Annotated in this window: 22 protein-coding genes; 13 read left to right on the forward strand and 9 right to left on the reverse strand. The window is 65.4% G+C overall.

What is annotated here, in order from left to right; translation table 11 throughout:
* Positions 1-17 precede the first annotated feature (17 nt).
* From ACSQ1X_RS09310 to ACSQ1X_RS09330, 5 genes are read left to right on the forward strand one after another with little or no spacing between them, the layout of a single operon-like run.
* Positions 18-1,043: a sugar phosphate isomerase/epimerase family protein gene (locus tag ACSQ1X_RS09310; protein WP_436057449.1), complete on the forward strand. Its 1,026-nt coding sequence runs from the start codon at positions 18-20 to the stop codon at positions 1,041-1,043.
* 10 nt (positions 1,044-1,053) lie between these two features.
* Complete coding sequence (locus ACSQ1X_RS09315) at positions 1,054-1,287, forward strand: hypothetical protein (RefSeq protein ID WP_436057450.1); 234 nt, start codon at positions 1,054-1,056, stop codon at positions 1,285-1,287.
* A 9-nt stretch (positions 1,288-1,296) separates the two neighbouring features.
* Positions 1,297-1,695, forward strand: coding sequence for a C-glycoside deglycosidase beta subunit domain-containing protein (locus ACSQ1X_RS09320; RefSeq protein ID WP_436057451.1), 399 nt, complete (start codon positions 1,297-1,299; stop codon positions 1,693-1,695).
* Positions 1,692-2,879 (forward strand): Gfo/Idh/MocA family protein, encoded by a 1,188-nt coding sequence (locus tag ACSQ1X_RS09325; protein WP_436057452.1) that lies wholly within the window; start codon positions 1,692-1,694, stop codon positions 2,877-2,879. The genes ACSQ1X_RS09320 and ACSQ1X_RS09325 overlap by 4 nt, the downstream gene beginning before the upstream one ends.
* A gap of 13 nt (positions 2,880-2,892) precedes the next feature.
* Positions 2,893-3,897 (forward strand): sugar phosphate isomerase/epimerase family protein, encoded by a 1,005-nt coding sequence (locus tag ACSQ1X_RS09330; RefSeq protein ID WP_055806733.1) that lies wholly within the window; start codon positions 2,893-2,895, stop codon positions 3,895-3,897.
* A 91-nt stretch (positions 3,898-3,988) separates the two neighbouring features.
* Here ACSQ1X_RS09330 and ACSQ1X_RS09335 read toward each other — a convergent pair whose 3' ends face one another.
* A complete protein-coding gene (locus tag ACSQ1X_RS09335) occupies positions 3,989-5,002 on the reverse strand; it encodes a restriction endonuclease subunit R (protein ID WP_436057453.1) in 1,014 nt (337 codons plus the stop codon).
* Positions 5,003-5,071: 69 nt separating this feature from the next.
* Between ACSQ1X_RS09335 and ACSQ1X_RS09340 the strand changes: the two genes are divergently transcribed.
* A complete protein-coding gene (locus tag ACSQ1X_RS09340) occupies positions 5,072-5,488 on the forward strand; it encodes a DUF6379 domain-containing protein (RefSeq protein ID WP_055806730.1) in 417 nt (138 codons plus the stop codon).
* 73 nt (positions 5,489-5,561) lie between these two features.
* Here ACSQ1X_RS09340 and ACSQ1X_RS09345 read toward each other — a convergent pair whose 3' ends face one another.
* Complete coding sequence (locus ACSQ1X_RS09345) at positions 5,562-6,824, reverse strand: ROK family protein (RefSeq protein ID WP_055806410.1); 1,263 nt, start codon at positions 6,822-6,824, stop codon at positions 5,562-5,564.
* Between the two features lie 108 nt (positions 6,825-6,932).
* Here ACSQ1X_RS09345 and ACSQ1X_RS09350 point away from each other — a divergent pair, with 108 nt between their 5' ends.
* The 5 genes from ACSQ1X_RS09350 (at position 6,933) to ACSQ1X_RS09370 (ending at position 13,324) form a co-directional block, all read left to right on the forward strand.
* Entirely contained in the window at positions 6,933-7,973 is a 1,041-nt protein-coding gene (locus ACSQ1X_RS09350) for a Gfo/Idh/MocA family protein (RefSeq protein ID WP_055806727.1), read from the forward strand.
* Positions 7,970-8,767 carry a hypothetical protein gene (locus tag ACSQ1X_RS09355; protein ID WP_055806408.1) on the forward strand — a complete coding sequence of 266 codons (798 nt, stop codon included), beginning with the start codon at positions 7,970-7,972 and terminating at the stop codon, positions 8,765-8,767. The genes ACSQ1X_RS09350 and ACSQ1X_RS09355 overlap by 4 nt, the downstream gene beginning before the upstream one ends.
* Positions 8,768-8,929: 162 nt before the next feature.
* Entirely contained in the window at positions 8,930-10,426 is a 1,497-nt protein-coding gene (locus tag ACSQ1X_RS09360; RefSeq protein ID WP_436057454.1) for an MFS transporter, read from the forward strand.
* A 16-nt stretch (positions 10,427-10,442) separates the two neighbouring features.
* Positions 10,443-12,032: a GMC oxidoreductase gene (locus tag ACSQ1X_RS09365; protein WP_436057455.1), complete on the forward strand. Its 1,590-nt coding sequence runs from the start codon at positions 10,443-10,445 to the stop codon at positions 12,030-12,032.
* 362 nt (positions 12,033-12,394) lie between these two features.
* Positions 12,395-13,324 carry an ROK family protein gene (locus ACSQ1X_RS09370; RefSeq protein ID WP_436059307.1) on the forward strand — a complete coding sequence of 310 codons (930 nt, stop codon included), beginning with the start codon at positions 12,395-12,397 and terminating at the stop codon, positions 13,322-13,324.
* Positions 13,325-13,434: 110 nt separating this feature from the next.
* Here ACSQ1X_RS09370 and ACSQ1X_RS09375 read toward each other — a convergent pair whose 3' ends face one another.
* The 3 genes from ACSQ1X_RS09375 to ACSQ1X_RS09385 form a co-directional block, all read right to left on the reverse strand.
* On the reverse strand, positions 13,435-15,147 hold the full coding sequence (locus ACSQ1X_RS09375; RefSeq protein WP_436057456.1) for an ABC1 kinase family protein: 1,713 nt from the start codon (positions 15,145-15,147) through the stop codon (positions 13,435-13,437).
* A 4-nt stretch (positions 15,148-15,151) separates the two neighbouring features.
* A complete protein-coding gene (locus ACSQ1X_RS09380; RefSeq protein WP_055806393.1) occupies positions 15,152-15,694 on the reverse strand; it encodes a PadR family transcriptional regulator in 543 nt (180 codons plus the stop codon).
* Between the two features lie 201 nt (positions 15,695-15,895).
* Positions 15,896-16,681 (reverse strand): isocitrate lyase/PEP mutase family protein, encoded by a 786-nt coding sequence (locus tag ACSQ1X_RS09385; protein WP_055806389.1) that lies wholly within the window; start codon positions 16,679-16,681, stop codon positions 15,896-15,898.
* 192 nt (positions 16,682-16,873) lie between these two features.
* Between ACSQ1X_RS09385 and ACSQ1X_RS09390 the strand changes: the two genes are divergently transcribed.
* Together ACSQ1X_RS09390 and ACSQ1X_RS09395 are read left to right on the forward strand one after the other, a co-directional pair.
* Entirely contained in the window at positions 16,874-17,836 is a 963-nt protein-coding gene (locus ACSQ1X_RS09390; RefSeq protein ID WP_082506988.1) for a LysR family transcriptional regulator, read from the forward strand.
* A 72-nt stretch (positions 17,837-17,908) separates the two neighbouring features.
* Entirely contained in the window at positions 17,909-18,691 is a 783-nt protein-coding gene (locus tag ACSQ1X_RS09395; protein ID WP_436057457.1) for an SDR family NAD(P)-dependent oxidoreductase, read from the forward strand.
* On the opposite strand, the gene ACSQ1X_RS09400 is transcribed toward ACSQ1X_RS09395, so the two are convergent.
* Genes ACSQ1X_RS09400 through ACSQ1X_RS09415 form a run of 4 tightly spaced genes read right to left on the reverse strand, consistent with a single transcriptional unit; the run spans position 18,688 to position 22,671 of the window.
* Positions 18,688-19,464 (reverse strand): SDR family NAD(P)-dependent oxidoreductase, encoded by a 777-nt coding sequence (locus tag ACSQ1X_RS09400; protein ID WP_436057458.1) that lies wholly within the window; start codon positions 19,462-19,464, stop codon positions 18,688-18,690. The genes ACSQ1X_RS09395 and ACSQ1X_RS09400 overlap by 4 nt on opposite strands.
* Before the next feature lie 2 nt (positions 19,465-19,466).
* On the reverse strand, positions 19,467-20,465 hold the full coding sequence (locus ACSQ1X_RS09405) for a fumarylacetoacetate hydrolase family protein (protein WP_436057459.1): 999 nt from the start codon (positions 20,463-20,465) through the stop codon (positions 19,467-19,469).
* Positions 20,466-20,476: 11 nt separating this feature from the next.
* Positions 20,477-21,550: an amidohydrolase family protein gene (locus tag ACSQ1X_RS09410; RefSeq protein WP_436057460.1), complete on the reverse strand. Its 1,074-nt coding sequence runs from the start codon at positions 21,548-21,550 to the stop codon at positions 20,477-20,479.
* Positions 21,547-22,671 carry an FAD-dependent oxidoreductase gene (locus ACSQ1X_RS09415; RefSeq protein ID WP_436057461.1) on the reverse strand — a complete coding sequence of 375 codons (1,125 nt, stop codon included), beginning with the start codon at positions 22,669-22,671 and terminating at the stop codon, positions 21,547-21,549. The genes ACSQ1X_RS09410 and ACSQ1X_RS09415 overlap by 4 nt, the downstream gene beginning before the upstream one ends.
* Positions 22,672-22,694: the final 23 nt, after the last annotated feature.

The raw sequence follows: 22,694 nt of genomic DNA on the forward strand, positions 1-22,694 counted from the left end.
CGAAGGAATCAGAAAATATGTCAGAAGGCATCGCAGGCTCGGGTATCGAGCTTGGCATCACACTCTATTCGCTCACCTCGGAGTTCGCCGCCGGACTCTACACCCCGGAGACCCTGATCAAGGCTGTGGCCGATGAAGGTCTCGGTCCTGGCGTCGAGTTCAACATCGCCCAGATGTTGCGCACTTACCCGGACGTCGATGATCACTTCGTTCGTTTGTGGCGTGACAGCATGGACCGTTACGGCCTCACCCCCAGCGCAGTGGGCACCAACCTGGACATGGGCCGCCGCAAGGACCGGGACATGACGCCGGACGAGGAGTATGATTTTTTCGCCGCGCAGCTGCGCACAGCCAACAGGCTCGGTTTCCATCGCGTGGTGATCCGCTCCGCCGGCAAGGAACTGCTCCGCCGGCTGCTTCCGCTGGCAGAGAAGTACGACCAGAAGCTCGGCTACGAAATCCATGCACCGCAGGGCCCGAACGATCCCAAGATCCTGCAGATCCGGGAAATGTACGCGGAGCTGGGCAGCGATCGGCTCGGTTTCACGGCAGACTTCAGCTCCACCATGCACAGCCTTTCCCCGACGCTGTTCCGCACGCTGACGCAGATGGGGCTGCCCGAGGAGCACTTTGCTGTCATGCAGGACATCTGGCGCAAGCCGCTGCCGATGCAGGAACGCAACCAGGAATTCGAGGACTACCTCAACGCGAACAACTTCGACCCCGCGCGCCTGGGCCCGTTCACCAGGCTGGCCTTCAATATGCACGGGCTGGTTCCGCCGGAGGAATGGCTGGACATCATGCCGCAGATCTTCCACGTCCACGCGAAGTTCTACGACATCGACAAAAACGGCAATGAGCCAGCGATGGACATTCCCAGGATTGTGCGGCAGTTCGTCGAGGGCGGCTACCAGGGCTACCTCTCCAGTGAGTGGGAGGGGCATGCCTTCGCTGACCTTGGCGAATCCGATCCGATCGATCTCGTCAAGAAACAGCACACGCTCATGCGGCGTGCCATCGAAGACGCCGTCGTTCCGGCCTGAGGAGGGGTTCATGTCTTCCACCGACCGCGGCGACATCGAGAACCCGTTCAGCCGTTACATGTACCTGCACAACGCCGTCGAGGACGAGCGGATCATCCCGCTATGGGTCAAGCCCGGCACTCCGGGCGTGCGGGCACGGTACACCAACGCTGGCCGGTACATCGACTACAGTCCCTCTACACGGCAGACGCCGGACCCCGTGCTACCCGCAGCCCACGACACCTTCGTCGACACGTTCAAGTAAGGAAAAGCAATGGCAACTCACAATTCCCTGTTCCAGGACACCGACGTCCGCAGGCACCCGGAGGGCATTGCCGTGTCGGTGCAACTGCCCTGGTACCGCAGCCTCTGGCTGTCCGCCGTCGACGACGTCGCGGCAACAGTCAACGGCGTGCAGATCCCCAAGGACTCCCTCCGCTTCGAACTGCAGGGAAGGTCCTACTCCATCGCGGAGCTTCCCGAGCAATGGGAAACGCTTTGGTTTGTCGCGGACAGGCCGGAAGTGATCATCCTGCTGGACCGGATCCCCGATGATGGCGAGGAGATCGACGTCGAAGTCATCCTCACGCTTCGCCTGCTCTACATGCAGATCGCACCCATGCGCTACGTGGGCAACCGGGTGGCGGTTGAGCGGAAGGTGGTGCTCGCATGAAGATGCTCCGCGTAGCCATGATCGGCTACGGCTTTATGGGTGCCGCCCATTCGCAGGGGTGGCGTACGGCACCGCGGGTGTTCGACCTGCCGGCTAAGCCGGAAATGGCGGTTATTGTGGGCAGGAACGCCGACGCCGTTGCTGCCGCCGCCAGCAAATGGGGCTGGGCGGAGTCGGCCACAGACTGGCGTGAAGTGATTGCCCGGGCCGATATCGACGTCGTCGACATTGTCACTCCCGGCGACTCCCATGCTGAGATTGCGATCGATGCCCTTGAGGCGGGGAAGCACGTTTTGTGCGAGAAGCCGCTTGCCAACACGGTGGCGGAGGCCGAAGCGATGGCCGAGGCCGCCGAACGGGCGGCCGCCCAGGGCATCCGCGCGATGGTGGGGTTCACCTACCGCCGCGTTCCGGCCGTCACGTTCCTCCGCAACCTCATCGCCGAAGGTGCCGTGGGGAGGATCAACCACGTGCACGCCTCCTACCGCCAGGACTGGCTCGTGGACCCGGCGATGCCGCTGGCGTGGCGGCTGCAGAAGGAACACGCTGGTTCCGGTGCGCTCGGGGATATCGGAGCCCATGCGATCGACCTGGCCCAGTTCGTGACCGGCCTGAAGCTGGAGAAGGTGTCCGGGGTTATCGACACCATCGTGAAGGAGCGGCCACTCCTGGACTCCGGTTCGGGTCTGTCCGGTACTGCCGGTGTCGGCAAGGGCCGCGTGACCGTGGATGATATCGCCATCTTCACCGGCCGCTTCGAATCAGGAGCACTCGCATCGTTCGAGGCCTCACGCTTTGCCACGGGCCGTAAGAACGCGCTGGAGATCGAGGTCTCGGGGGACAAAGGCGCGCTGGCCTTCGACCTTGAAGACCTTAACAGCGTCCAGTTCTACGACCGCACGGCACCCGCCGACCGCCAGGGTTTCCGGAAGATCCTGGTCACGGAAGCTGATCATCCCTACGTTTCGGCGTGGTGGCCCGCTGGCCACATGCTCGGCTACGAGCACGGGTTCTCCCACCAGGTCAAGGACCTCGTCGAGGGTATTGTGTCCGGCACCGATCCTCATGCCACGTTTGCTGACGGGCTGAAGGTGCAGCGCGTGCTCGACGCCGTCGAGCGCAGTTCCAACAATGATTCCGCCTGGACACGCGTCGCTGCTGGCGTCCCCGTCCAGGCCGCATAGGGAGGGAATGCACGTGGCACGACCAATTACCTTGTTCACCGGCCAGTGGGCCGACCTGCCGTTCGAGGAGGTGGCCCGGTTCGCTGGCGAGTGGGGCTACGACGGGCTGGAGATCGCCTGCTGGGGTGATCACCTGGACCCCTGGCGGTGGGATGACGACGCCTATGTGCAGGGCAGGCTGGACATACTTGAACGCCACGGCCTCAAGGTATGGACCATCTCCAACCACCTCAAGGGCCAGGCCGTATGTGACGACCCCATCGACGAACGGCACCGCGGCATCCTGCCGGACGTTGTGTGGGGCGACGGCGATCCGGAAGGGGTGCGCCGCCGGGCCGCCGAGGAACTGAAGAACACGGCCCGGCTCGCCGCCAGGCTCGGCGTGAAGACGGTAACCGGGTTCACAGGATCGTCCATCTGGAAGTACGTGGCGATGTTCCCGCCTGCCACCGAAAAGATGGTCGACGCCGGTTACCAGGATTTTGCGGACCGGTGGAATCCTATCCTCGACGTTTTTGACGAGGTCGGCGTGCGGTTCGCCCATGAGGTGCACCCCTCCGAGATCGCCTACGACTACTGGACCACGCAACGCACGCTGGAGGCGATCGGGCACCGCGAGGCCTTCGGGCTGAACTGGGACCCGAGCCACATGGTGTGGCAGGACATCGACCCGGTGGGGTTCCTGTGGGACTTCAAGGACCGCATCTACCACGTCCACTGCAAGGATACGAAGAAGCGCCTCATCAACGGCCGGAACGGCCGGCTGTCATCCCATCTGCCATGGGCTGATCCGCGCCGCGGCTGGGACTTCATCTCCACAGGCCACGGCGATGTGCCCTGGGAGGATGCCCTCCGCATGCTCAATGCCATCGATTACCGCGGTCCGTTGTCCGTGGAGTGGGAGGACGCGGGCATGGACCGCTTAGAAGGCGCCCCGGAAGCGCTGGCGTTCGTGCGCCGGCTCTCCAGCTATGAGCCCTCCGCAGCGGCTTTCGACGCCGCCTTCAGCACGAAGTAGCGCACAGCGCCATATGGTGCACAGCAGAACGGCCGGTCCGGGAACTCCCGGGCCGGCCGTTCCGCTGTGTCAGCCGTCGTTTGTATGCAGGTCAGACCACAGCGCGGCCGGCCTGTGCTGTCCCGGCCAGGGCGGACCCCGCCAACGCCAGGTGCCGCCGCGTCATCTCCGTGGGGTCATCCAGCAGCCACTCGTGACCACCCCACTCGCTGGTCAGCGTACCTGTGAAACCGTCCCTGCTGAGCAGACTGCCAAGGTCGCTCAGCGGCTGCGAAACCCGGTGGCCGTCGTCGTCCAGGTCCCAGAACTTCAGGTGGAAGGCGCCCACGAGGGGAAGAATGCCTTGCAGGTCTGCGGGGTCGCTGCGGCCGAAGCGGATGAGCAGGTTCATAAAAAGTGTGTGGATGTCTGGCGGAACCTTCCCTGCGCGGAGCAGGGCAACCGCGGCGTCGAGGGTGGCGGGGTCCCGCCAGTCATTCTCAAGGCGCCCCAATAGTTCCGGGGAAATTCCTCCCCGCCGCAGTTCTTCAAGGTACGTCACCGGAAGCGCGGGCATCAGCATGCTGATGTCGACGAGCACCCGCACGTGATCGTCCCCCAACCCGGCGATCGCATCGAGGGCTGGCGCTACGGCGGGATTCCAGGGCGTCTGCTGCCCTTGGATCTCCTCGTACAGCACTAGGTCGAGTTCGTGCAGCAACGGTTGCAGCAATGTGAGCAGTTCCTTGCCGGCCTGGCCGATCGGCAGGCGGATCCCGTCGGCTCCCACCCGCTGGGCAGCGTGGAGCTGGGGGACCAGGAAGTCCAGGCGCTCCTGCAGGGAGCGGCGGGCCGTGGGTGAGGTGAAATCGTCGAGGCTGGCGCCAGCGATGCTGACACGCCCCCCTTTTGCGGCCAGGGAATCCCGCAGTTCGTCCACCTCGACATCCTGGGGAGCGGGAAAGGACCTCCACAGCAGGCCAGGTTCGAGCTCGATTGTTTTCGTGACGGAATCCGCTATGCCAGTCACAATGTCCTGGGCTGTTCGGCGGGCGGCGGTGATCTCCGGAGTCCAGTTGAACGAGCTGGCGCAGAGGGTCCAGTAGGGAGGAATTTCGGGGGCCATTTGGGCGCTTTCCCCTTTATGCTTGTTATTGACAAACTTATGTCACTTTTAGGATAAAGGATGGAAGCCATGTTGCAAACCGCTTTGCGCGAAGATGCGCTGACGGCCACGCCGGGAGGCTTTGAGCTCCGGCTGGGACTTCCGTGGATCCGCTCGATGCCTCTGTCCAGCGTGGCTGGCCTGGCAGTGGAGGTCGACTGCGTCGCGGTGCCATCGGGGGAGTTGACGGTGCTACTGGGGAGGCGACGTGTGCCGGCAGGTGCACTCCCGGAAGAGTCCGGCTGGTGGTTCGTGCAGGACAGGCTGGTCCTGTCCGGCAGGCGCGAACTTCACCGTGGTGCGCACGCCGTTACCGTCGACTTCCGGCTGCTGGTGCCCTACCTGCACGCCGGCCCGGGCTCGCCGTTGGTCCTGCCGTTCCGCCTGGAGGCCTGGCTGGATCCCGACCAGGCACCGGTGCCCAGCGCGTCCCTCGACGTGACCTGAGCTGCCAGGCCGCGTCGGGACAGTTCCTTTTTCCGGGAGGCCGGCTCTCCGGCTGGCACACAATCGTGGAACACTATGCCGGAACAGTTGCCCGTTCAGGTGACGGCCGGCCCTCTGCAAACCAGCGGGGGAAGGTGACGTCGAATAGCTGCTCGCGGGCCAGCTCGGCGCCGCCGCGCAAGGGTTCGCGCTCATCGTTGACGGAAAGGGTGATGGTGAGGTCCCGAGTGGCGAGCGGCAGTGACAATTCGTAGACGCGTTGGCGCACCTCGGCCAGGAACACCTCGCCGGCGGAGCCCATGGCGCCGCCGATGACAATGACGCCGGGGTTGAACATGTTCACGAGGGCCGAAATGGTTTCGCCTGCTACGTGGGCCGACTTTTGGACGAGAGTGATGGCAAGGGAGTCTCCCGCTTGGGCTGCGAGGGTGATCGCCTCAAGTGTCAGCGCCCCCTTCTTCGCCAGCGCGGCAAGGGAGGTATTGGCCCCTTCCTTGATGGCCTCTTCTGCGTCCCGGACCAGTGCCCAGCCGCCGGCAACCGCTTCCAGGCAGCCGATCTTGCCGCACCGGCACTGTGCATCCGAATCGGAAACGCGGACATGGCCAATGTCGCCGGCGGCCCCGTTTGCGCCCCGGTGGATCCTGCCTTTGGACAGCAGGCCGGCTCCGATGCCCGAGCCGATTTTGCAGTAAATGAGGTCCGCCAGGGTGTCGCGCCGCCGGGCGCGTTCCCCGAGGGCAAGGAGGTTGGAATCGTTGTCCACCCATACAGGTGCATTGAAGCGGTCTTCAAAGGGGGTGCGGACGTCGTAGCCGTTCCACCCCGGCATGATCGGTGGCGCCACGGGCCGCCCCGTAGCGAAGTCCACGGGGCCGGGCAGCCCCACCACCACACCCCACACGGGCACCTTGGGGTCCTTCTTGAGCAAATCGTCGACCAGGGACAAGGCTGCGTCGATGGTCTTCTCCGGACCCTCCGCGATATCCCAGGGGCGGTGCGTGTGTTCCAGGATGTCGCCGTCGAGCGCAGTTATGCCCACCCGCATGTGGGCCGCACCGAGGGCGCATATCACGATTCGTCCCTGCTCTGCCCGGAATCGCAGGGTCCGTGGAGCGCGGCCGCCGGACGAGGCGCCGAACTCGCCGTCCGCGAGGAAGCCAATCTGAATGGCCTGATCCACACGTTGACTGACGACGCCCCTGCCCAGGCCGGTGACCTTGCCGATTTCCGGGCGGGTGGTTGCTTCGCCTGTGCGTACCAGGTTTACGATCCGCAAAAGGCTCGTCACTTCATCCGTTTGTGCCCCAAAGCGGAGTGTGGAGTCTGTCGTCATGCTCACAATTCTCACACATTGTGGCCGACTAAGGTGCGGCGCGGCGCGACTATAGCCAGAACCTCTCTTACTTATGAATAATAAGCACATAAGAGAAGGAGGGCGATGATGCCGTGGAACGTAGGGATCCTTGGGGCCGGACCGGGGGTTGCGGCTCTTCATCTCCCGGTGCTGGGGCGGCTGGTGGAGCTGTTCAAAGTGGTGCACATTGCCGATGCCGGGAGCGGCCGCGCCCGGGTTCTGGCCGAGCGCCTTGGTGCCAACTGGTCGGAAGGAGAGGTTGACCTGCTCGCGGACCCGGAGGTTGATGTGGTGGCCGTCTGCAGTCCGCCTGCTGACCATGCCCGCCAAATCCTGGCTGCCGTGGCCGCCGGCAAGCGCGGCATCTTCTGCGAGAAGCCACTGGCCACCAGTGGGGAGGAGGCCGAAGAGGTCATTGCTGCGTGCCGGGCCACAGGCGCCATCCTCCTCGTGGGGACGAACCATCTGTTTGATGGGGCATGGGGGCGCGCAAAGCACCACCTTGTGGCCCTCGAAGGCAGAGTGCAGGCAATCTCCGTGACGCTGGCGCTCCCGCCGAATGACCGGTACCACCGGCTGGTCACGGAGGGCGGCCCTTTCATGGCCGCCCGACGGGGACGTCCCGACCTGGACGATCCTGCGGTGGCTGCCGGCGTCCTGCGGCAGTTGCTGACAGGGCTCGCGATCCACGATCTTCCCGCCGTCAGGGACGTTGCGCCAGGCATCGACGAAGTGGTCTACGCGCGGGTCGCTCCGCCCATCGGCTACGTGGTGGGTTATCGGTCAGGGGGCGTGCTGGTCCAGCTGGCGCTTACCATGCTTGCGGAAGGACCCGATGCCCTCTGGCGGATGGGCATCGCAACCTCCCACGATCGCATCGAGGTTAGTTTCCCGCCGGCCTTCGTCCATGCCGGAAGTGCCGTCACCCGCGTACGAAGCGTGGACGGGCTCTGGACAGAGTACCCGCGGGATCTGGAAGACGGCTACGTGACGGAGTGGCGCCTGTTTGGGTCGCTCCTTGAGGGCGTGGCCCCGGTGGAGTACGACGAACTGTTGGCGGACTCGCATTATGCAATCGACCTCGGCGACGCTGCGGCCGCGAAAGTTCTTGAAGGAGTGCCCCTATGAGTCCAGGTGATCGAGGGTATGGCGTCGTCACTGCGTTGCCTTCCTATGTGGCTGCTGTCGCCGAACTACCTCTCAGCGCTGCCCTGACCGATGGCGTCAGTGGCGCGGTGGTGGTGGTGCCCGGATCCGGCGATTGGTGGCAGGGCATGCTGGCGGCCCGGGCCGGGGGGGCGTCAGCAGTAGTGGTTGCGGACCCGGGCGTGCTCCCGCGCGAGATAGTGGAAGCCGAGCCGTGGCCGGGTGGCATTCCTGTGATAGTTGAGCGCCCCCGCCTGCGCCCCGATGTTGTTGCTGAGGCGGTCCGGGCAAGGCGAGGCAGTCCGGCCCGGATTATCACGGTGGAGTGCGCTGCACCCGCTCCGGCCCTGGATGCCGCGATTCGTGACGGCTTTGGCTGGCAGCGGTCCCTGGCCCAGAGGAAGTTGGCGCTTCGGTCCAATATTGCCACGGCGCAGGGCAGGATGGCGCTCCTGGACTGGGAGGGCGCCTCCGGCGGGACAGTTCCCGCCACTCTTGCGGCGACGGTGGTGGGGGGTCTTCGAGCCGGAGGCCTGCTCCAGGTGATGGCCCTTGGTGAGGTGAGGACGGAAGTAACTGTGGACCAGCCTGCCGGACTGATACGACTGGAGACGTCAACCGAGGATGGAACGTTGAGGGCTCCTGATCACCATGAGTCATCAGCCCGCCTGGCGCTTCGCCGGGCATTTAACGCCTATGCCTCAGGCGTGGCGGCTACCGATCTGGAGGGGCTGCTGGAGGACATGGCCCTCACGTGGGCCCTGGGTGCTCCGTAAGTTCTTTGAGTCTAATTCCGGCGTTCTTTTGTTGTTTTCTGACGAAAGTGAAGTAACATGGGTGGTGGCGCCGGGGTTCCTTCCGGACCCGTTCTCCGCCGTGATGGTGCGGCGGAGGCACAACACGTCGCGTCGACGGCCCGATCGTTCGGGTAGATCACTATGCCACTTTCACCTTTGAGACTACGTCTCCTTGTTACCTCCCTGCTCTCGGTCTCCTTCCTCGGAGCCCTGGACCACACGGTGGTGTCCACTTCCCTGGCCACCATTGCCGGCGAGCTGGGCGCGCTGCAGCTGATGAGCTGGGTCGTTGTGGGCTACACCCTCGCAAGCACAGTGCTGCTGCCGGTGCTCGGCAAACTGGGCGATGTGCTGGGGGCTCGCAGGATCTTCCTCGGTTCACTGGTCATGTTTCTGGCCGCTTCCCTTGCCTGCGGATTCGCCCACGACATGACCTGGCTCATCGCCGCCCGCGTCCTGCAGGGGATGAGCTCCGCAGGCCTGCAGCTGATGTCCCAGACCATCATTGCCCAGGTCACCACGCAGCGGGAACGGCCGCGCTACATGGCGATCATTGGCGCTGCTTTCCCCATCGCGATCCTTATTGGCCCCGTGCTCGGCGGCGCCATCACCGACTACTGGGGCTGGCAGTGGGTCTTCTGGATCAACATCCCCGTGGGCGCGGCAGCCCTGGTCCTTGCGGTGATCGCGGTTCCACACCTGGAACCGGGTCCCACTCCACGCCACTTCGATGTCGCCGGCGCAGCTGTTTTCACCACCGCACTCGTTGCGCTCGTGCTCGCCGTTTCCTGGGCAACCGAACGGACCGCGGGTCCCGCTGCCGCTGTCGCGCTCGCACTCAGCATCGTGGGCTTTACCGTTTTCTTCCTAGTAGAGCGGCGTGCTCCCGAGCCCATCGTGCCGTTCCACTTCTTTGCCAACCGCACCATAGCCGCAGGCACCGCGCTGTCGGCGATTATCGGCGTCGGGCTCTTCTCCATCACTGCGTACCTGCCCACGTACTTCCAAATGGCATACCAAGCCACCGCCACCGTCTCCGGGCTTGTCCCCATCGCCACAGTGTTCGGCATGCTGATCAGTAACCTGCTCACCGGATGGCTGGCCAGCCGGACAGGGCGCTACCGGATCTTCCCGATCCTGGGTACTTCGCTGGGAGCGGCAGGGCTCTTTGCGATGGCCGTGCTGCCCGTCGGGCTGCCGTTGTGGGTGCCCATGATTGCAATGAGTGTGGTTGGCATGGGCACCGGGGCGTTTATGAGCCTGATCGTCGCAGTGGTCCAGGGCGCTGTCCCCGCCAGCCAGACCGGCACCATTACGGCAACCATCAACCTGGTGCGGCAAGTGGGATCAACAGTGGCGACGGCGGTCATTGGCGGGGTGATCGGCTTCGGTGTCGCAGCCCTGTTGCCGTCGGGCCTTGACGCCTCCACGCTTACCCCCCAACTGGTCCACGCGGCGGACCCGGCCGTCCAAGCCCGCGTCGCGCAGATCTATGGCACGGTCTTCATTCCCATCTTCATCGCCCTGGCAATCACTTATGCCGTAGGAATCATCGCGGCGGTCCTGCTTCCCCATGGCTGGCTCTCCGATGAGCCCGTTCCCGCTTCCCACACAACTTCCGAATCCCTTTCGGCCTGATTTCAAAGGAGACATCATGTCCAATTCCACTATCGTTATCGTCGGCAGCGGGCCCATCGGCTCCGCCTACGCACGCGTGCTTCTTGAGCAGGTCCCGAACGCCCGGGTGGTGATGTTCGAAGCCGGGCCGCAGCTGACGGAAGTTCCCGGTGAGAGCGTCCGGAACATTCCCCACGCCGCGAAAAAGGCCCGCGCGAGGGAAATATCGCAGGGGCCGCAGGCCGGTGCCTACCGCGAGTCGCTCGGTATCCCTGCCGGGACCGTCACCGAGGGAATGTTCACCGCACGCCAGGGCACCCACCTGCTGGACTTCGGCGGCGCCGGCTCAGCCCACGCGCCAAGTTTCCCCGCAGCGGCGGCGGCCACCAACGTTGGCGGCCAAGGGGCGCACTGGACCTGCGCGACGCCGTCGCCCGCCTTCAGCGAGAAAATCCCGTTCATTGCAGGCAACGAGTGGGATGCGCTCATCGAGGAGGCCAAGCAGTTGCTGCACGTTCACAGTGCAGCGTTCGCTGATTCCGCGGTGGGCGAAGCCATTAGGTCCCTCCTTGATGAAGAGTTCGGCGCGGAACTGCCGGACGGCTACGGCGTTGGCACGCTGCCAGTGGCCGGCGATCCGCAGCCGGACGGCTCAGTGCGCTGGGCGGGGGCCGACGTCGTCCTCGGCCCGCTGATCGATCAGGGCAGCCCGCTCTCGAAGCAGTTCGAGCTCCGTGACCTCACCCTGGTCCGTCGCGTGGAACTGGACGGACGGCGGGTCACCGGAGTCACCGTCCAGGACCTCCGCACGGGGGAGGTGTCGTTCGTGGCAGCTGACGTCGTTGTCGTGGCGGCGGACGCCTTCCGTTCCCCCCAGCTCCTGTGGGCATCGGGTGTTCGGCCGAAGGCGCTCGGGCACTACTTGACTGAGCATCCCGTGGTTATCTCCACGGTGGCCCTGGACGCCGAAAAGATGGGGCGGCACGCCACCGAAGAGGACCTCAAGGCCGAACTGGCCCGGCGTGCACAGAACCCCGCAGATCCCGTCGCTGCCGTGAACCGCATTCCGTTCTCCGAGCCGGAGCACCCTTTCTCCGTGCAGGTGATGTACACCGAGACAACGCCATTCCCGATGGAGCCGGGAACCCCGTACTCCGAGAACCGCTGGGGCTACGTCAACATGGGCTACGGGACGCGAAAGCACCCCCGCTACGAGGATGCCGTCACCTTTGACGACAACGAGACGGACTACCGGGGATTCCCAAACATGACCATTGAGTACACGCTCACCGAGAGGGAAGACGCGGAGATCGCTCAAGCCACGGAGCGGCTCCGCCGTGCCGGGAAAGCTCTCGGCGTCTTCGTCGCCGAGCCGCGCCTCATGCCGAACGGCTCCAGCCTGCACTACCAGGGCACAATGCGCATGGGCGACACCGACGACGGCACCTCGGTGGCGGATCCGTGGTCTCGGGTGTGGGGGTACAACAACCTGGTGGTGGGCGGCAATGCTTTGATTCCGACGGCTACGGCGATGAACCCGACGCTGATGAGCGTAGCCATCGCAGTGCGTGGCGCCCGAAAAATGGCCGAGGCGATCAGTCTCGCGGCCGAGTCCGCTGCCGGCTGAACTACCGCGCGGGCCATAACGTGTCACGGGGGCAATCGAACGGGACCTTGCCCATGGAGTCCCAAGCCGGTTCCATATTTTCGAAGGCAATGGCGTTGTCGGGCCCTACGGGCTTAGCCTGGGGGCCCGGTACCTCTTCCAGCGCTGGGCAGCTCTTTCAACTTCTCCGGGACGGCAGGTCCAGAACACGCGCAGAATTGGCCCGCAACACGGGTCTTGCGCGTTCAACGGTCAAATCCCGCATCGAGGACTTGTTTCATTTGGGGCTCATCAAAGATGGTGGGGGGACGGCGTCCAGCGGAGGGCGGCCTCCGGCGACAGTTGCGTTTGACCCGTCTGCACGCGCAGTACTCGTCATTGAGATGGCCGTCAGCCGGATCCTGGTTACGGTGACAGACCTGTCGGGGAAGGTACTTGCGGACCAACAGTGCCAGCGTCTGCAAGCACAAGAGCCGCCGGCAACCTTGGGCCGGGCCATTGCCGTGGGCAGGCAACTTCTGGGAACTGCCGGCTGCGGGGGCGAAATGCTTGCGGGCGTTGGGATCGGGCTGTCCGGTCCAAGCCACCGCACCGACAACCACGCGGGGTCTCAACTCAGGCCCGGCTGGCATGGATTCGACTTCGAGAGCTTCATTCAACGGTCACTCCAAGTGCCCGTTGTCGTCGATAGCGTCGTCAATCTGATGGCGCGGGGGGAGCACACAGCCCATTGGTCCGGTCACGGCAACTTCATGTTCGTGAACGTCGATTCGAGTATTGGCTCTGCGATTATCAGCGGCGGTAGATTGCAGCCTGGCGCCAATGGGGCGACGGGTGGCTTGGGGCACGTTCGCGCGTCCAACGGTGGCGACCTTGCGTGCCCCTGCGGGAACTCTGGCTGCTTGGACATGATTTCTTCAGTGCCGGCACTGGTCCGGAAAGTTCGCCAGCACGGCGTGGATGCCCGAACGGGTGAAGATCTTTTGCGTCTGGCAGCTGACGGTCAGCCCGAAGTCATATCCGCGCTGCATCAAGGGGGCCGTGAAATAGGAGACGTCCTGGCAACGGCCGTCAGCTTGCTGAACCCCTCGGTCATCGTTCTCGGCGGTAGCCTGGGGGAGTCGGCGGATGTCCTTGCCGGGGTCCGGGAAGTTGTTTACCAGCGGGCTCTGCCGCCGGTGACGTCCCAGCTGCAAATCAACCACTCGCTTCTGCATCACCAAGCCACAATTGCCGGAGCCACTCAGGTGGTCGCGGACCGTGTACTCTCACCGGCGGCAATAGATGCAGCTGTGCTGGACCTACTGTCGTAGCGGCGCAGCCGGGGGCTTTGATAGTCCCGTGATGGTAGGAGACTCCGGCCGGCGGCCCATCTCCAAGGCTCACCAGGGACTGTTCCAGCCGATTTGTCTCACCACTTCACTCAGAGGCCGCGGCGTCCCGCCCACAGCCCGTGCAGCAGCGGCACGAGCGACGCGATCATCAGCAGGTTGCCTAGCAGCGTGTCGTCCCCCCTGACCACAGAACCTGCGATGAGCAGGGCGCCGAAAACCAGCGCCGCTGCGGTTCGCTGCGCCGTCCGGTCCAGCCGTGCCATCTGACGTTCGAGACGCGGATTGGCCACGGATAGTGAGCCGTCCTCGATTCGAGTGAGAAGCCCGTCCAGGCGTTTCGGCAGCCCCAGTGCGACGCCGGCGGCGTCGAGCGCCTGCTTGGCCACGTCCTGGACGATGTTTCCACGCTCGTCGCGCAGCAATTGCGCCGCATAGGGTTCCACCGCGTCCCACAGATTGAACCTGGCATCCAGCGAGCTGCACACCCCCGAGGTGAGTGACATCGCCCGGATGATGAGCAGGAAGTTCTCCGGCAACTGGAAAGGCAGCGAGCGGACCAGGTCGCCGAACTCCACCGCAAAATCGAGGAACTCCCGCGGGTCCACTTCGCGCAGTTCTGCGAAGCCCATCCCGCCGAACCGGGCAAAGAGATGCGTCATTGCCCGCTCAAGCTCGGCCGTGTCCGCCGACGGCACCAGCACACCCACATCGCGGATCGCGGCCACCAAGCCCTTGCCGTCACGCGAGGCGGCCGCGATCAAAAGCTTCCGCAGGCCGCTGCGGGTACCGGCAGGAACCTCGCCCATCATGCCGAAGTCGATGAACGTCAGCTTCCAGGGGCGTCCTGCGGTTGCATTGGAAGCCGGTGTGACGAAGATGTTCCCGGGGTGCGGATCGGCATGGAAAAAGCCGCTGCTGAACAACTGGTCGAACATGACCGAGGCGAAAACCGGGGCAACCTGAGCCGGATCGATACCCGCGGCAAGAAGTTCCTCCGCATCAGTGATCTTGATTGCCGCGACATTTTCGAGGACGAGCACGCGGCGGGTGCTCCACTCCCACGCGACTTCGGGCACACCAACCCGGTCGTCGTCGGCGAAATCAGTCGCGAAGCGTTCGGCATTCGCTGCTTCATGCAGGTAGTCGATCTCCTCAAGGCTAATTTGCGCAAACTCCTCGACCAGCGCGGGCATGTCCGCACGATCGGACACCAGACGCACATGGCTGAGCCAGCCGGCCACTTTGCGCAGTGCCGCCAGATCGACGTCGACAATCGCGTTGATGCCGGGGCGCTGCACCTTCAAGACCACGCTGTGGAGCCCGGCGTCGGCGGCATTGGCGGGAAGGAGTTGCGCACGGTGCGCCTGCCCGAGGGATGCGGCGGCGATTGGCATCTCTTCGACTGAGGCGAAAACCTTGTCCAGCGGCGCGCCCAGCTCCGCCTCGGCAAGTGCTCGGATTGCGGGAAACGGGACGGGGGGCACCTCGTCCTGGAGTCCCTCAAGTTCCTTGGTGATCTCGGGCGGAAGCACGTCGAGTCTGGACGACAGGAACTGACCCACCTTGATCATCAGGCCGCCCAAATCCACGGCCAGCACGTGGAAGCGCCGCGCGAAGCGCCGCATCCTCGTCGTCCGGGTGCGCTCGGCAATTTTGCCTAGCCCGACGCGGGGGAGGAACAGCTCAAACCACCAGGTCACCGCGAGATGCCACGCGGCGAAGCGCAGGATGCGACGGTAACGGGCGCGGGTGCTCCCGGCGCCGGGTACCGGATCCGCCCGGTCCCGGCGGACCGACGTCACCCCGTCAGTCCTGGGCGAGGATCGAATACAGCCGGCGACGTGCCTCGTCGAGCACCGCCACGGCCTGCTGCACCTGCTCCGGCGAGCCGGTGCGACCTACCTGCGACGCGGCCTGCGCTAGCTCAAGGCCAGCCTTGGGCAGTGCCGCGAATCCGGTGCCGGAAGCCTGGCCTCCTGACTCCCACGGCGCTGATGCATGCGCACCCGCCACTTCCTCCCGGCCTGCTTCGGTGAGCGAGTAGATCTTGCGGCCGTTGGACTCCTCGGCACGGATCAACCCCTCATCGGCCAGAAGTTGCAGCGTGGGGTAGACGGAGCCGGCACTGGGCTTCCATCTGCCGCTGCTGCGCTCCTCGATTTCACGGATGATCTGATAGCCGTGCATCGGCCGCTCCGCGAGCAGGGCCAGCACCGCCGAGCGCACCTCGCCCCGCCCCGCGCGGGTGCCGGAGCGATTCTCAAACCTTGAACGCAGCTCTTCAACGGCGTGCCACATACCCTCGATGTTGGGGCCGCCAAATCCGCCCGCAGGGTATGAATTACGCATGCTGCTCTCCTAATGGGACGCGAACGATACTCAACGATACATCCCGATACAGGCGAAAACCAGCACCTCGAAGAGGGCTGCGGAGTGGAGGATTACGCACAAGGTTCCCGGCAACGTCGACGTAAAATCCCACCCCACCGGATCTGTGCCGCCCGGTTGTGGAGCCTTGGGCGTGGGCTGGTTCGCGCTAACGGGGGTCAGTCAACCCCCGAGGCGCTGGCTAAATGACATAAGACGCGATTGCATCTCCCAGTACGAAGTGGCGGCCGGCGATTGCTTGCCGTCACGCAGGGCGCTGACGACGTTCACGGCCGCGTCAACTGCTGCGCGGTACGGCAGGGAACCGGAACTCACCCGCCGGACGCCCAGCGCACCCAGCTCGGCAACAGTCAGCGAGGGATGCGCCAGCACGTTGAGCGGCAGCCCAATGCCGGCGGTAATGGTCCGGATGTCCTCCGGAACCACAAGTCCGGGGACAAATATTCCGTCCGCCCCGGCGTCGGCGTAGGCAGAGGCACGGAGCAGGACGGCATCCACAGTGGCCTGTTCGCCGAACCATATGTTGTCCACCCGTGCGTTGACGAACATGGCCGGGCTGCGTCTCTTGACGGCGGCAACCTTGTCGGCAAAGGCTGCTGGATCGACCAGGTGCCCGGCCGTGCTGTCCTCCAGGTTGACCCCGGCCACGCCAAGGGTAGCCAGTTGGGCCACAAGTTCCGCAACCTCTGCAGGGTCATCGGAGTAGCCGTCCTCGATGTCCGCCGTGACGTGGACAGGCAGGCGGCACAAATGCTCCACGAGTGCCGTGGTTACTGCCTTGCTGGATCGACCTCCGTCCGGCAGGCCGGCACTTGCCGCAACGCCAAAGCTGGTGGTGCCGACTGCCGGGAACCCCGCTGTCGCGAAAGCCAAGGCGGATCCGACATCCCATGCGTTGGGCAGCAGGAGTGGCGCCGCAGCGTGATGGAGTTCCCGAAAAGTGGCCATTTCATTGCCATCCCCTGCTAACCGAATAGGTGAATCCCCGTTCAGTCTACAAACGCGGCCGGACGCCGCAAGGGACCGACGTTTCGCGGAACAAGTGATGGCCTAACGGGACAAGATGCTCGGGTCGTGGCCGCCTGGTCGGTACCGGCGGACATTCGTGCTGTGGATGTACTGTACGGATAACCTGTGGGTATGAAGAACCTGGACCTGAACCTGCTGCCCCAACTTCAGGTCCTGCTGGAGCTACGCAACGTTTCCCGGGCGGCCGAGAGGCTTCAGCTCAGCCAGCCTGCCACCAGCGCGGCGATGGCCAGACTCCGCCGGCACTTCGACGACGAACTCCTGGTCCGGAACGGCCGCACCTACGACCTCACGCCCTTTGCGCAATCCCTGGTCCCGCTGGTAGATGAAGCCATGCTTCACATCCAGCGGGCCACCCGGGTGCGGTCAGGTTTCGACGCCGCCACGAGCGAACGGGAATTTGTGATTGCGGCGTCGGACTACGCTGCGGCGCTGATTGTTGGTCCGTTGCGGGGGATTCTGCGGGAGGAGGCCCCAAGCGTGTCCGTGGACTTCGTCCCGACGGCCAAGTCCGGCATCCAGGGCCAAATGGCCGACTATTCAAAGATTGACCTTCTGGTGGGGCCAACCGGTTACCACATGCAGGGTACGAGCAAGCAGGTGTTCCGGGACAGTTTCGTGGCAGTGGCTGATTCCGGAAATTCCCTGCTCCAGCAGCCCCGCCTCACGCTGGACGACCTGGCCACGGTGCCTCACGCCGTCGGCTATTTCGGTGAGGGCATCAGCACCCCGGCGGACAAGCTGTTTGAATCCCGCGGTGTTCAGCGCCGCGTGGCAGCCGTGGTGGCCGGGTTTCTGTCGCTGCCGCTGCTGGTCGAAGGAACGGATCTGGTGGCACTGGTCCCGATGATGCTGGCGGCACGTGCCCAGCGCGGAGGGGACATTGTGGTGCTGGAGTTCTCCGAAGGCACCGAGGCGTCCCTTGTGGAGGCCATGTACTGGCACCCCTCCCAGACGGAGGACCCCGCCAGCGCCTGGTTGCGCTCCGTGGTGCAGCGGGCCTGTTCGCGGCTGCACGGACTTTTCCCCGTCACGGTCCACCCGGTGACTATCGACGCGGCGGATACCAGGTAGACCAAACGCGCTGTTCCCCATCCCGGGCATCACTGAGAGAGTCGGAGAAACATCCCTTCGAAAGGAAGACCCATGCCTGTCTCCAGCCAGCGCCTGGCCGGCAAAACCGCCGTGATCACCGGAACCGCCAGCGGGCAGGGGAGGGCGGCCGCCCTCGCCTTCGCTTCCGAGGGTGCGCTGGTGGTCGGCTGCGACATGGACGACGACGGCGCCGCGGCCACCGTTGAGCAGGTCACCGCGGCCGGTGGCCGGATGGCCAGCAGCAGGGTTGACCTGACGGATGAGGGCGCTGTGGCGGCATGGGCGCAGGATGTGGCCGCAACCCACGGCCAGGTCCACATCCTGTATGCCAACGCGGCGGTCACCCGCTTCGCCCCGGTGGAGCAGCTCACGTTCGCCGACTGGAAATGGAACGTGGCGCATGAACTGGATGTGGTGTTCCTGCCGGTGAAGTACTTCTGGCCCCGGCTGATCCAGGCGCGGAACACGGCCATTGTCCTGGTGGGCTCAACGGCAGGGGTCACCGGTTCCATGACCAACGGCCGCCTGGCACACACCGCCACCAAGGGAGCCGTGGTTGCCATGACGAAGCAGCTCGCGGCCGAAGGGGCTCCGCACGGACTGCGCGTCAACGCCGTCAGTCCCGGAATGATCCGCACCGCCGCAACCGAGGGCAACCTCCTGGCCGCAGACCACCCTATGCGAACCATCGCAGGCAGCATCCCGCTGGGCCGGATTGGCACGCCGGAAGAAGTCGCCAAGTGCGCACTGTTCCTTGCCTCGGACGACGCGTCCTACGTGACGGGCGCCAACCTGATGGTCGACGGCGGCTGGTCGGCGGTGCTGCCGGGCTAACGCATGGCGTCCGAGACCGACTTGGCGCCGCCGTGGCCCGACTGGCCGCCATCCACCGGAATTTCCGCGCCTGTCACGAAGGAGGACAAAGGACTGAGCAGGAACAGCACGACGCCGGCCACCTCCTCCACGCCTCCGGTGCGGCCCAGCGGGATTTCGGCCAGGGTGGCCTGCCGGAACTCCGGCTTGGCGCTCGCCGTCATGGGCGTATCAATGAAGCCCGGGTGGACGGTGTTCACCCGGATACCCTGCGGGCCAAGCTCCGTGGCCGCCACCAGGGAGAGCCCGCGCAGGGCCCATTTGCTGGCGGTGTAGGCGACCGGATAGTGCGCCGTCAGTCCTGCGACCGAACCCACGTTGACGATCGCGGAGCCGGACCTCATCAGGGGTGTGAGGGCCTGGATTCCCAGCAAAGCTCCGGCAACGTTCACTTCGTACACCTTCTGCAGGTCGGCCACCGAGGCATCCAGAAGCCGGCTCCTCCGGGTGATTCCGGCATTGTTCACCAGGCCGTCCACCCTCCATCCCCGGGACTGTATCCATTGAGCGAGACCGGACCAGCCGGAGGCATCGGCAACATCAAGCTGGCGGTACACCAACGCACCACCGGACGACGACGACAAAGCGGCCAACTCAGCCGGCATATCCGCCGCGAGGTCCGTCGCGATGACGCACGCTCCGGCCTCCACCAACAGCCGCGCTTCGGCAGCCCCCTGACCCTGGCCGGCCCCCGTTAGCACCACTGTCCTGCCCGCGAGCTGGAAGGAAACCACTCTCAGGCCCCCGAAGCAGCCGCAGCCGCAACCCGGTTCCGCGGGCGGGTCCGGGCAGGAATACGGGTAACGGCATCGCGCCGCTCACCCACGGTGTTCTCGATGCGGCCAATGCCTTCCACTGTCATCCGGACCACGTCGCCGGTCTTGAGCGGCGGGGGAGTCTTCGAGCCGTTCCGTCCCCAGAGTTCCGCGAGGCAGCCACTTCCACACGTGCCGGAGCCCAGGACATCGCCGGGCTTCATCACTGAGTCCTGCGACGCGTAGGCAACGAGCTCGGCGAAGGGCCAGCCCATGTTGGACAGCAGGTCCTGCCCGATGGCTTCCCCGTTGACTTCCACGGCCATGGAGATCGGCAGGAACCCCTCGGCGTCGTGCAGGTCCTCGAACTCGTCCGCCGTGACTATCCACGGGCCCAGGGTGTTGGCGAAGTCCTTGCCCTTGCACGGGCCAAGGCTTACTTTCATCTCGCGGCGCTGCAGGTCCCGCGCGGACCAGTCATTGAGCACCGTGTAGCCGAAGATGTGCTGGTGCGCCTCCGCTGCTGTCAGGTTCCGGCCGTCGCTCCCGGGAACGCGTCCGACGACGGCGGCGACTTCGGTCTCGAAGTCCAGGTCGTCGCAGCCGGCCGGAATCCCGACCACCTCGCCGGTTCCCGTCACGGTGTGCGGATTGGTGAAGTAAAACGTGGGTGCCTCGTACCACTCGGGCACCACGCCGGCCACGCCGTCGATGCTTTTCCGCACCCCTTCGACGTGCTCCTCGAAGGCCACAAAATCACGGATGGTGGCAGGCGCCAGCGGGGCAATCAGCTGCACGTCCGCCAGCGGCACGGGCGCCGCCGACCCGATGCTTTTGCCGGCGAGGGCCAGGGTTTCGGCAAGTCCGGCTTCCAGCAGGCTGTTGACGGTCCTGCCCGCGGGCAGGGCGTAGCAGTTTCCGCCGACCACAAAGCCGGACTGCGTCCCGCCGTCGTAATTCCAGCGTGCAATCTTGACCATGACGTTGTCCCTTAAGCTGTGGGTCGGGCGGTGAGGATTGAAGCGGGCGTGATGCCGAGGGCTGCGGCGTTACCGGCCAGCACTTTGGCTTCGTCGTCCGCGGGAAGGCTGGCCGCGCGCACTTCGTCCACAGGGAGGTCGGATCCCATGTCGAAGGGGTAGTCGGAGCCCAGCAGCACCTGCTCCGGGCCGGCTGCCGCCACCAGCGCCCGCAGCTCAGCCGGGTCATGGACCAGCGAATCGAAGTAGAGCTTCTTCAGGTATGACGACGGCGGCTGGGCGCAGCCATGTGCTTCCGGCCGGACTTTCCACGCGTGGTCGGAACGGCCCAGGCTTGTGGGAAGGTATCCGCCGCCGTGGGCAGCCACAACCTTCAGCAGCGGGTGGCGGTCCAGGACTCCGCCGAAGATCAGGTGCGACAGGGCCACCGCGTTTTCGGCCGGCTGCGACACGGTGTTGGCCAGGTAAAAGCGGTCCAGCCGTTCATCCAGGGAGCAGCCGAACGGGTGCAGGAACACCAGTGCGCCCAGCTCTTCAGCCCGGGCCCAGAACGGCTCAAGCCTCGGATCGGAGAGTTCAACGGTGCTGCGTTCCGGGTCGCCGGGAGTGGCGGCGAACGAGCCGATCTCCACGCCGAGCAGCCCGCACTCCAGCACCGCGTGCTCCAGGGCGTCCACCATCAGCCCGGGATGCTGGAGCGGCACCAGGCCCAGGCCGTTGAGGCGTTCCGGGGCGCGGTCAACGAACTCGCGCACCGCCCGGTTGGCGGCCAGGGCCAGCTGAAGCGACAGTTCCTCGCCGGCGAAGTAGTAGAAGTGCGACGGCGACGGCGAGACCAGCTGCACGTCCACGCCCTGGGCGTCCATGTCCTGCAGCCGGCGGTCCAGGTCCGTCAGCTGTGGCCAGCGCTCCTTGATCATCCGGCCTGAAGCGGCCATCGACTCCGGGCCGTTACGGCGCACCTCCAAGGCCTGTTGGGCACCAAAACCTTCGGAGTCGGCGTCGGAAACCAGCTGCTGCAGGGCCGGAAGCAGGATGTGGGCGTGGACGTCCACCGTGGGGTTTGCAACAGGATCGGTGCTCATGCGGGTTCCTTGACCATGCTGGAGATCGAGTGCATGAGGCCCGGCACGTCGGCGTCGCGGACGCCGTCGAGCATCCACTGGCCCAGCTGGACGGAGGCGTTGACCACTGCCTTGGCACGGTCCAGCCGGCGGTCGGCGAACTCCTTCCAAAGCGTCTCGGTGACGTCATCGGCGCTGATCAGCAGTTCGGCGAGCACCGCCGCGTCCTCGAGTGCCATGGCAGCGCCCTGCGCGATGGTGGGCGGGCAGCTGTGCGCGGCGTCCCCGATGATCACGGTGCGGCCGCGGTTCCAGGGCCCGTCCACCAGGTGCGTGGTGAACCACGTGTAGTTGATGCGGGCACTGTGGTCCAGGTTGGCGCGGATCTCGTTCCATGGCCCGCCGTAGGCAGCGGCGAGTTCGGCCATGATGCGCGGGCCGTCCTCGTGCCTGCGCTCCTGGGCCTTCTCCACCAGGTAGGCGTAGATGGTGTCCGGGCCGGTGGGGCAGTAGCCGGCGATGAAGCAGGGGCCGCCGTAGGTGAGGTCGGTGCGGACCACATCCGCGGGACGCTCCACAAAGGCACGCCAGATGCCCATGCCGGTGGAGGCAGGTTCCACGTCGATGCCGATCGCCTTGCGGACGGCTGAGTGCAGGCCGTCGGCGCCGATCAGGAGGTCATAATTCTCGGTCGTGCCGTCGGCGGTGCTGACGGTGACGGAGCCGCCGTCGTCCGCTATTCCGGTGACCGTCCTGCCGTAGCTGATGCGGGCCCCTGCCTGTTCGGCGCGTTCGCGGAGGATGGTGGTGAGGTCGGGGCGGTACATGCCCAGGGTGGCGGGGAGGTCGTCGCCGCCGGTCCGCATGTCCTCCAGGACCGCGATCACGGTACCGGCGGGGTCCGGTGCGCGCAGGCCGAGGGTGCCGAATGCGTAGCCCTTGGCCTCGACCTGCTCCCAGACCCCGAGCTGGCGCAGGATCCGCAGGGCGTTCCCTTGCAGGGTGATTCCCGATCCGAGGGTCTGCGGAGCGTCCGCCTTTTCCAGGATTTCGACGTCGATTCCGGCGTCGGCCAGGAGGATGGCTGCGGTCAGTCCCGCGGCTCCCGCCCCCACGATTCCGACGTTCTGTACTGCTGCCATCGCTGACTCCTTTGTGTTGACGG

This window comes from Arthrobacter sp. LjRoot78 (assembly GCF_964254335.1).
In the GTDB taxonomy this organism is placed as follows: Bacteria; Actinomycetota; Actinomycetes; order Actinomycetales; family Micrococcaceae; genus Arthrobacter.

Bases quoted from the DNA above. Each gene is read 5' to 3' on its own strand.
- ACSQ1X_RS09360 (WP_436057454.1), top strand. From the start codon at position 8,930: ATGCCACTTTCACCTTTGAGACTACGTCTCCTTGTTACCTCCCTGCTC.
- ACSQ1X_RS09350 (WP_055806727.1), top strand. From the start codon at position 6,933: ATGCCGTGGAACGTAGGGATCCTTGGGGCCGGACCGGGGGTTGCGGCT.
- ACSQ1X_RS09380 (WP_055806393.1), bottom strand. From the start codon at position 15,694: ATGCGTAATTCATACCCTGCGGGCGGATTTGGCGGCCCCAACATCGAG.
- ACSQ1X_RS09415 (WP_436057461.1), bottom strand. From the start codon at position 22,671: ATGGCAGCAGTACAGAACGTCGGAATCGTGGGGGCGGGAGCCGCGGGA.
- ACSQ1X_RS09370 (WP_436059307.1), top strand. From the start codon at position 12,395: ATGGCCGTCAGCCGGATCCTGGTTACGGTGACAGACCTGTCGGGGAAG.
- ACSQ1X_RS09365 (WP_436057455.1), top strand. From the start codon at position 10,443: ATGTCCAATTCCACTATCGTTATCGTCGGCAGCGGGCCCATCGGCTCC.
- ACSQ1X_RS09325 (WP_436057452.1), top strand. From the start codon at position 1,692: ATGAAGATGCTCCGCGTAGCCATGATCGGCTACGGCTTTATGGGTGCC.
- ACSQ1X_RS09385 (WP_055806389.1), bottom strand. From the start codon at position 16,681: ATGGCCACTTTTCGGGAACTCCATCACGCTGCGGCGCCACTCCTGCTG.
- ACSQ1X_RS09405 (WP_436057459.1), bottom strand. From the start codon at position 20,465: ATGGTCAAGATTGCACGCTGGAATTACGACGGCGGGACGCAGTCCGGC.
- ACSQ1X_RS09395 (WP_436057457.1), top strand. From the start codon at position 17,909: ATGCCTGTCTCCAGCCAGCGCCTGGCCGGCAAAACCGCCGTGATCACC.
- ACSQ1X_RS09315 (WP_436057450.1), top strand. From the start codon at position 1,054: ATGTCTTCCACCGACCGCGGCGACATCGAGAACCCGTTCAGCCGTTAC.
- ACSQ1X_RS09410 (WP_436057460.1), bottom strand. From the start codon at position 21,550: ATGAGCACCGATCCTGTTGCAAACCCCACGGTGGACGTCCACGCCCAC.
- ACSQ1X_RS09345 (WP_055806410.1), bottom strand. From the start codon at position 6,824: ATGACGACAGACTCCACACTCCGCTTTGGGGCACAAACGGATGAAGTG.
- ACSQ1X_RS09340 (WP_055806730.1), top strand. From the start codon at position 5,072: ATGTTGCAAACCGCTTTGCGCGAAGATGCGCTGACGGCCACGCCGGGA.
- ACSQ1X_RS09355 (WP_055806408.1), top strand. From the start codon at position 7,970: ATGAGTCCAGGTGATCGAGGGTATGGCGTCGTCACTGCGTTGCCTTCC.
- ACSQ1X_RS09335 (WP_436057453.1), bottom strand. From the start codon at position 5,002: ATGGCCCCCGAAATTCCTCCCTACTGGACCCTCTGCGCCAGCTCGTTC.
- ACSQ1X_RS09310 (WP_436057449.1), top strand. From the start codon at position 18: ATGTCAGAAGGCATCGCAGGCTCGGGTATCGAGCTTGGCATCACACTC.
- ACSQ1X_RS09390 (WP_082506988.1), top strand. From the start codon at position 16,874: ATGAAGAACCTGGACCTGAACCTGCTGCCCCAACTTCAGGTCCTGCTG.
- ACSQ1X_RS09320 (WP_436057451.1), top strand. From the start codon at position 1,297: ATGGCAACTCACAATTCCCTGTTCCAGGACACCGACGTCCGCAGGCAC.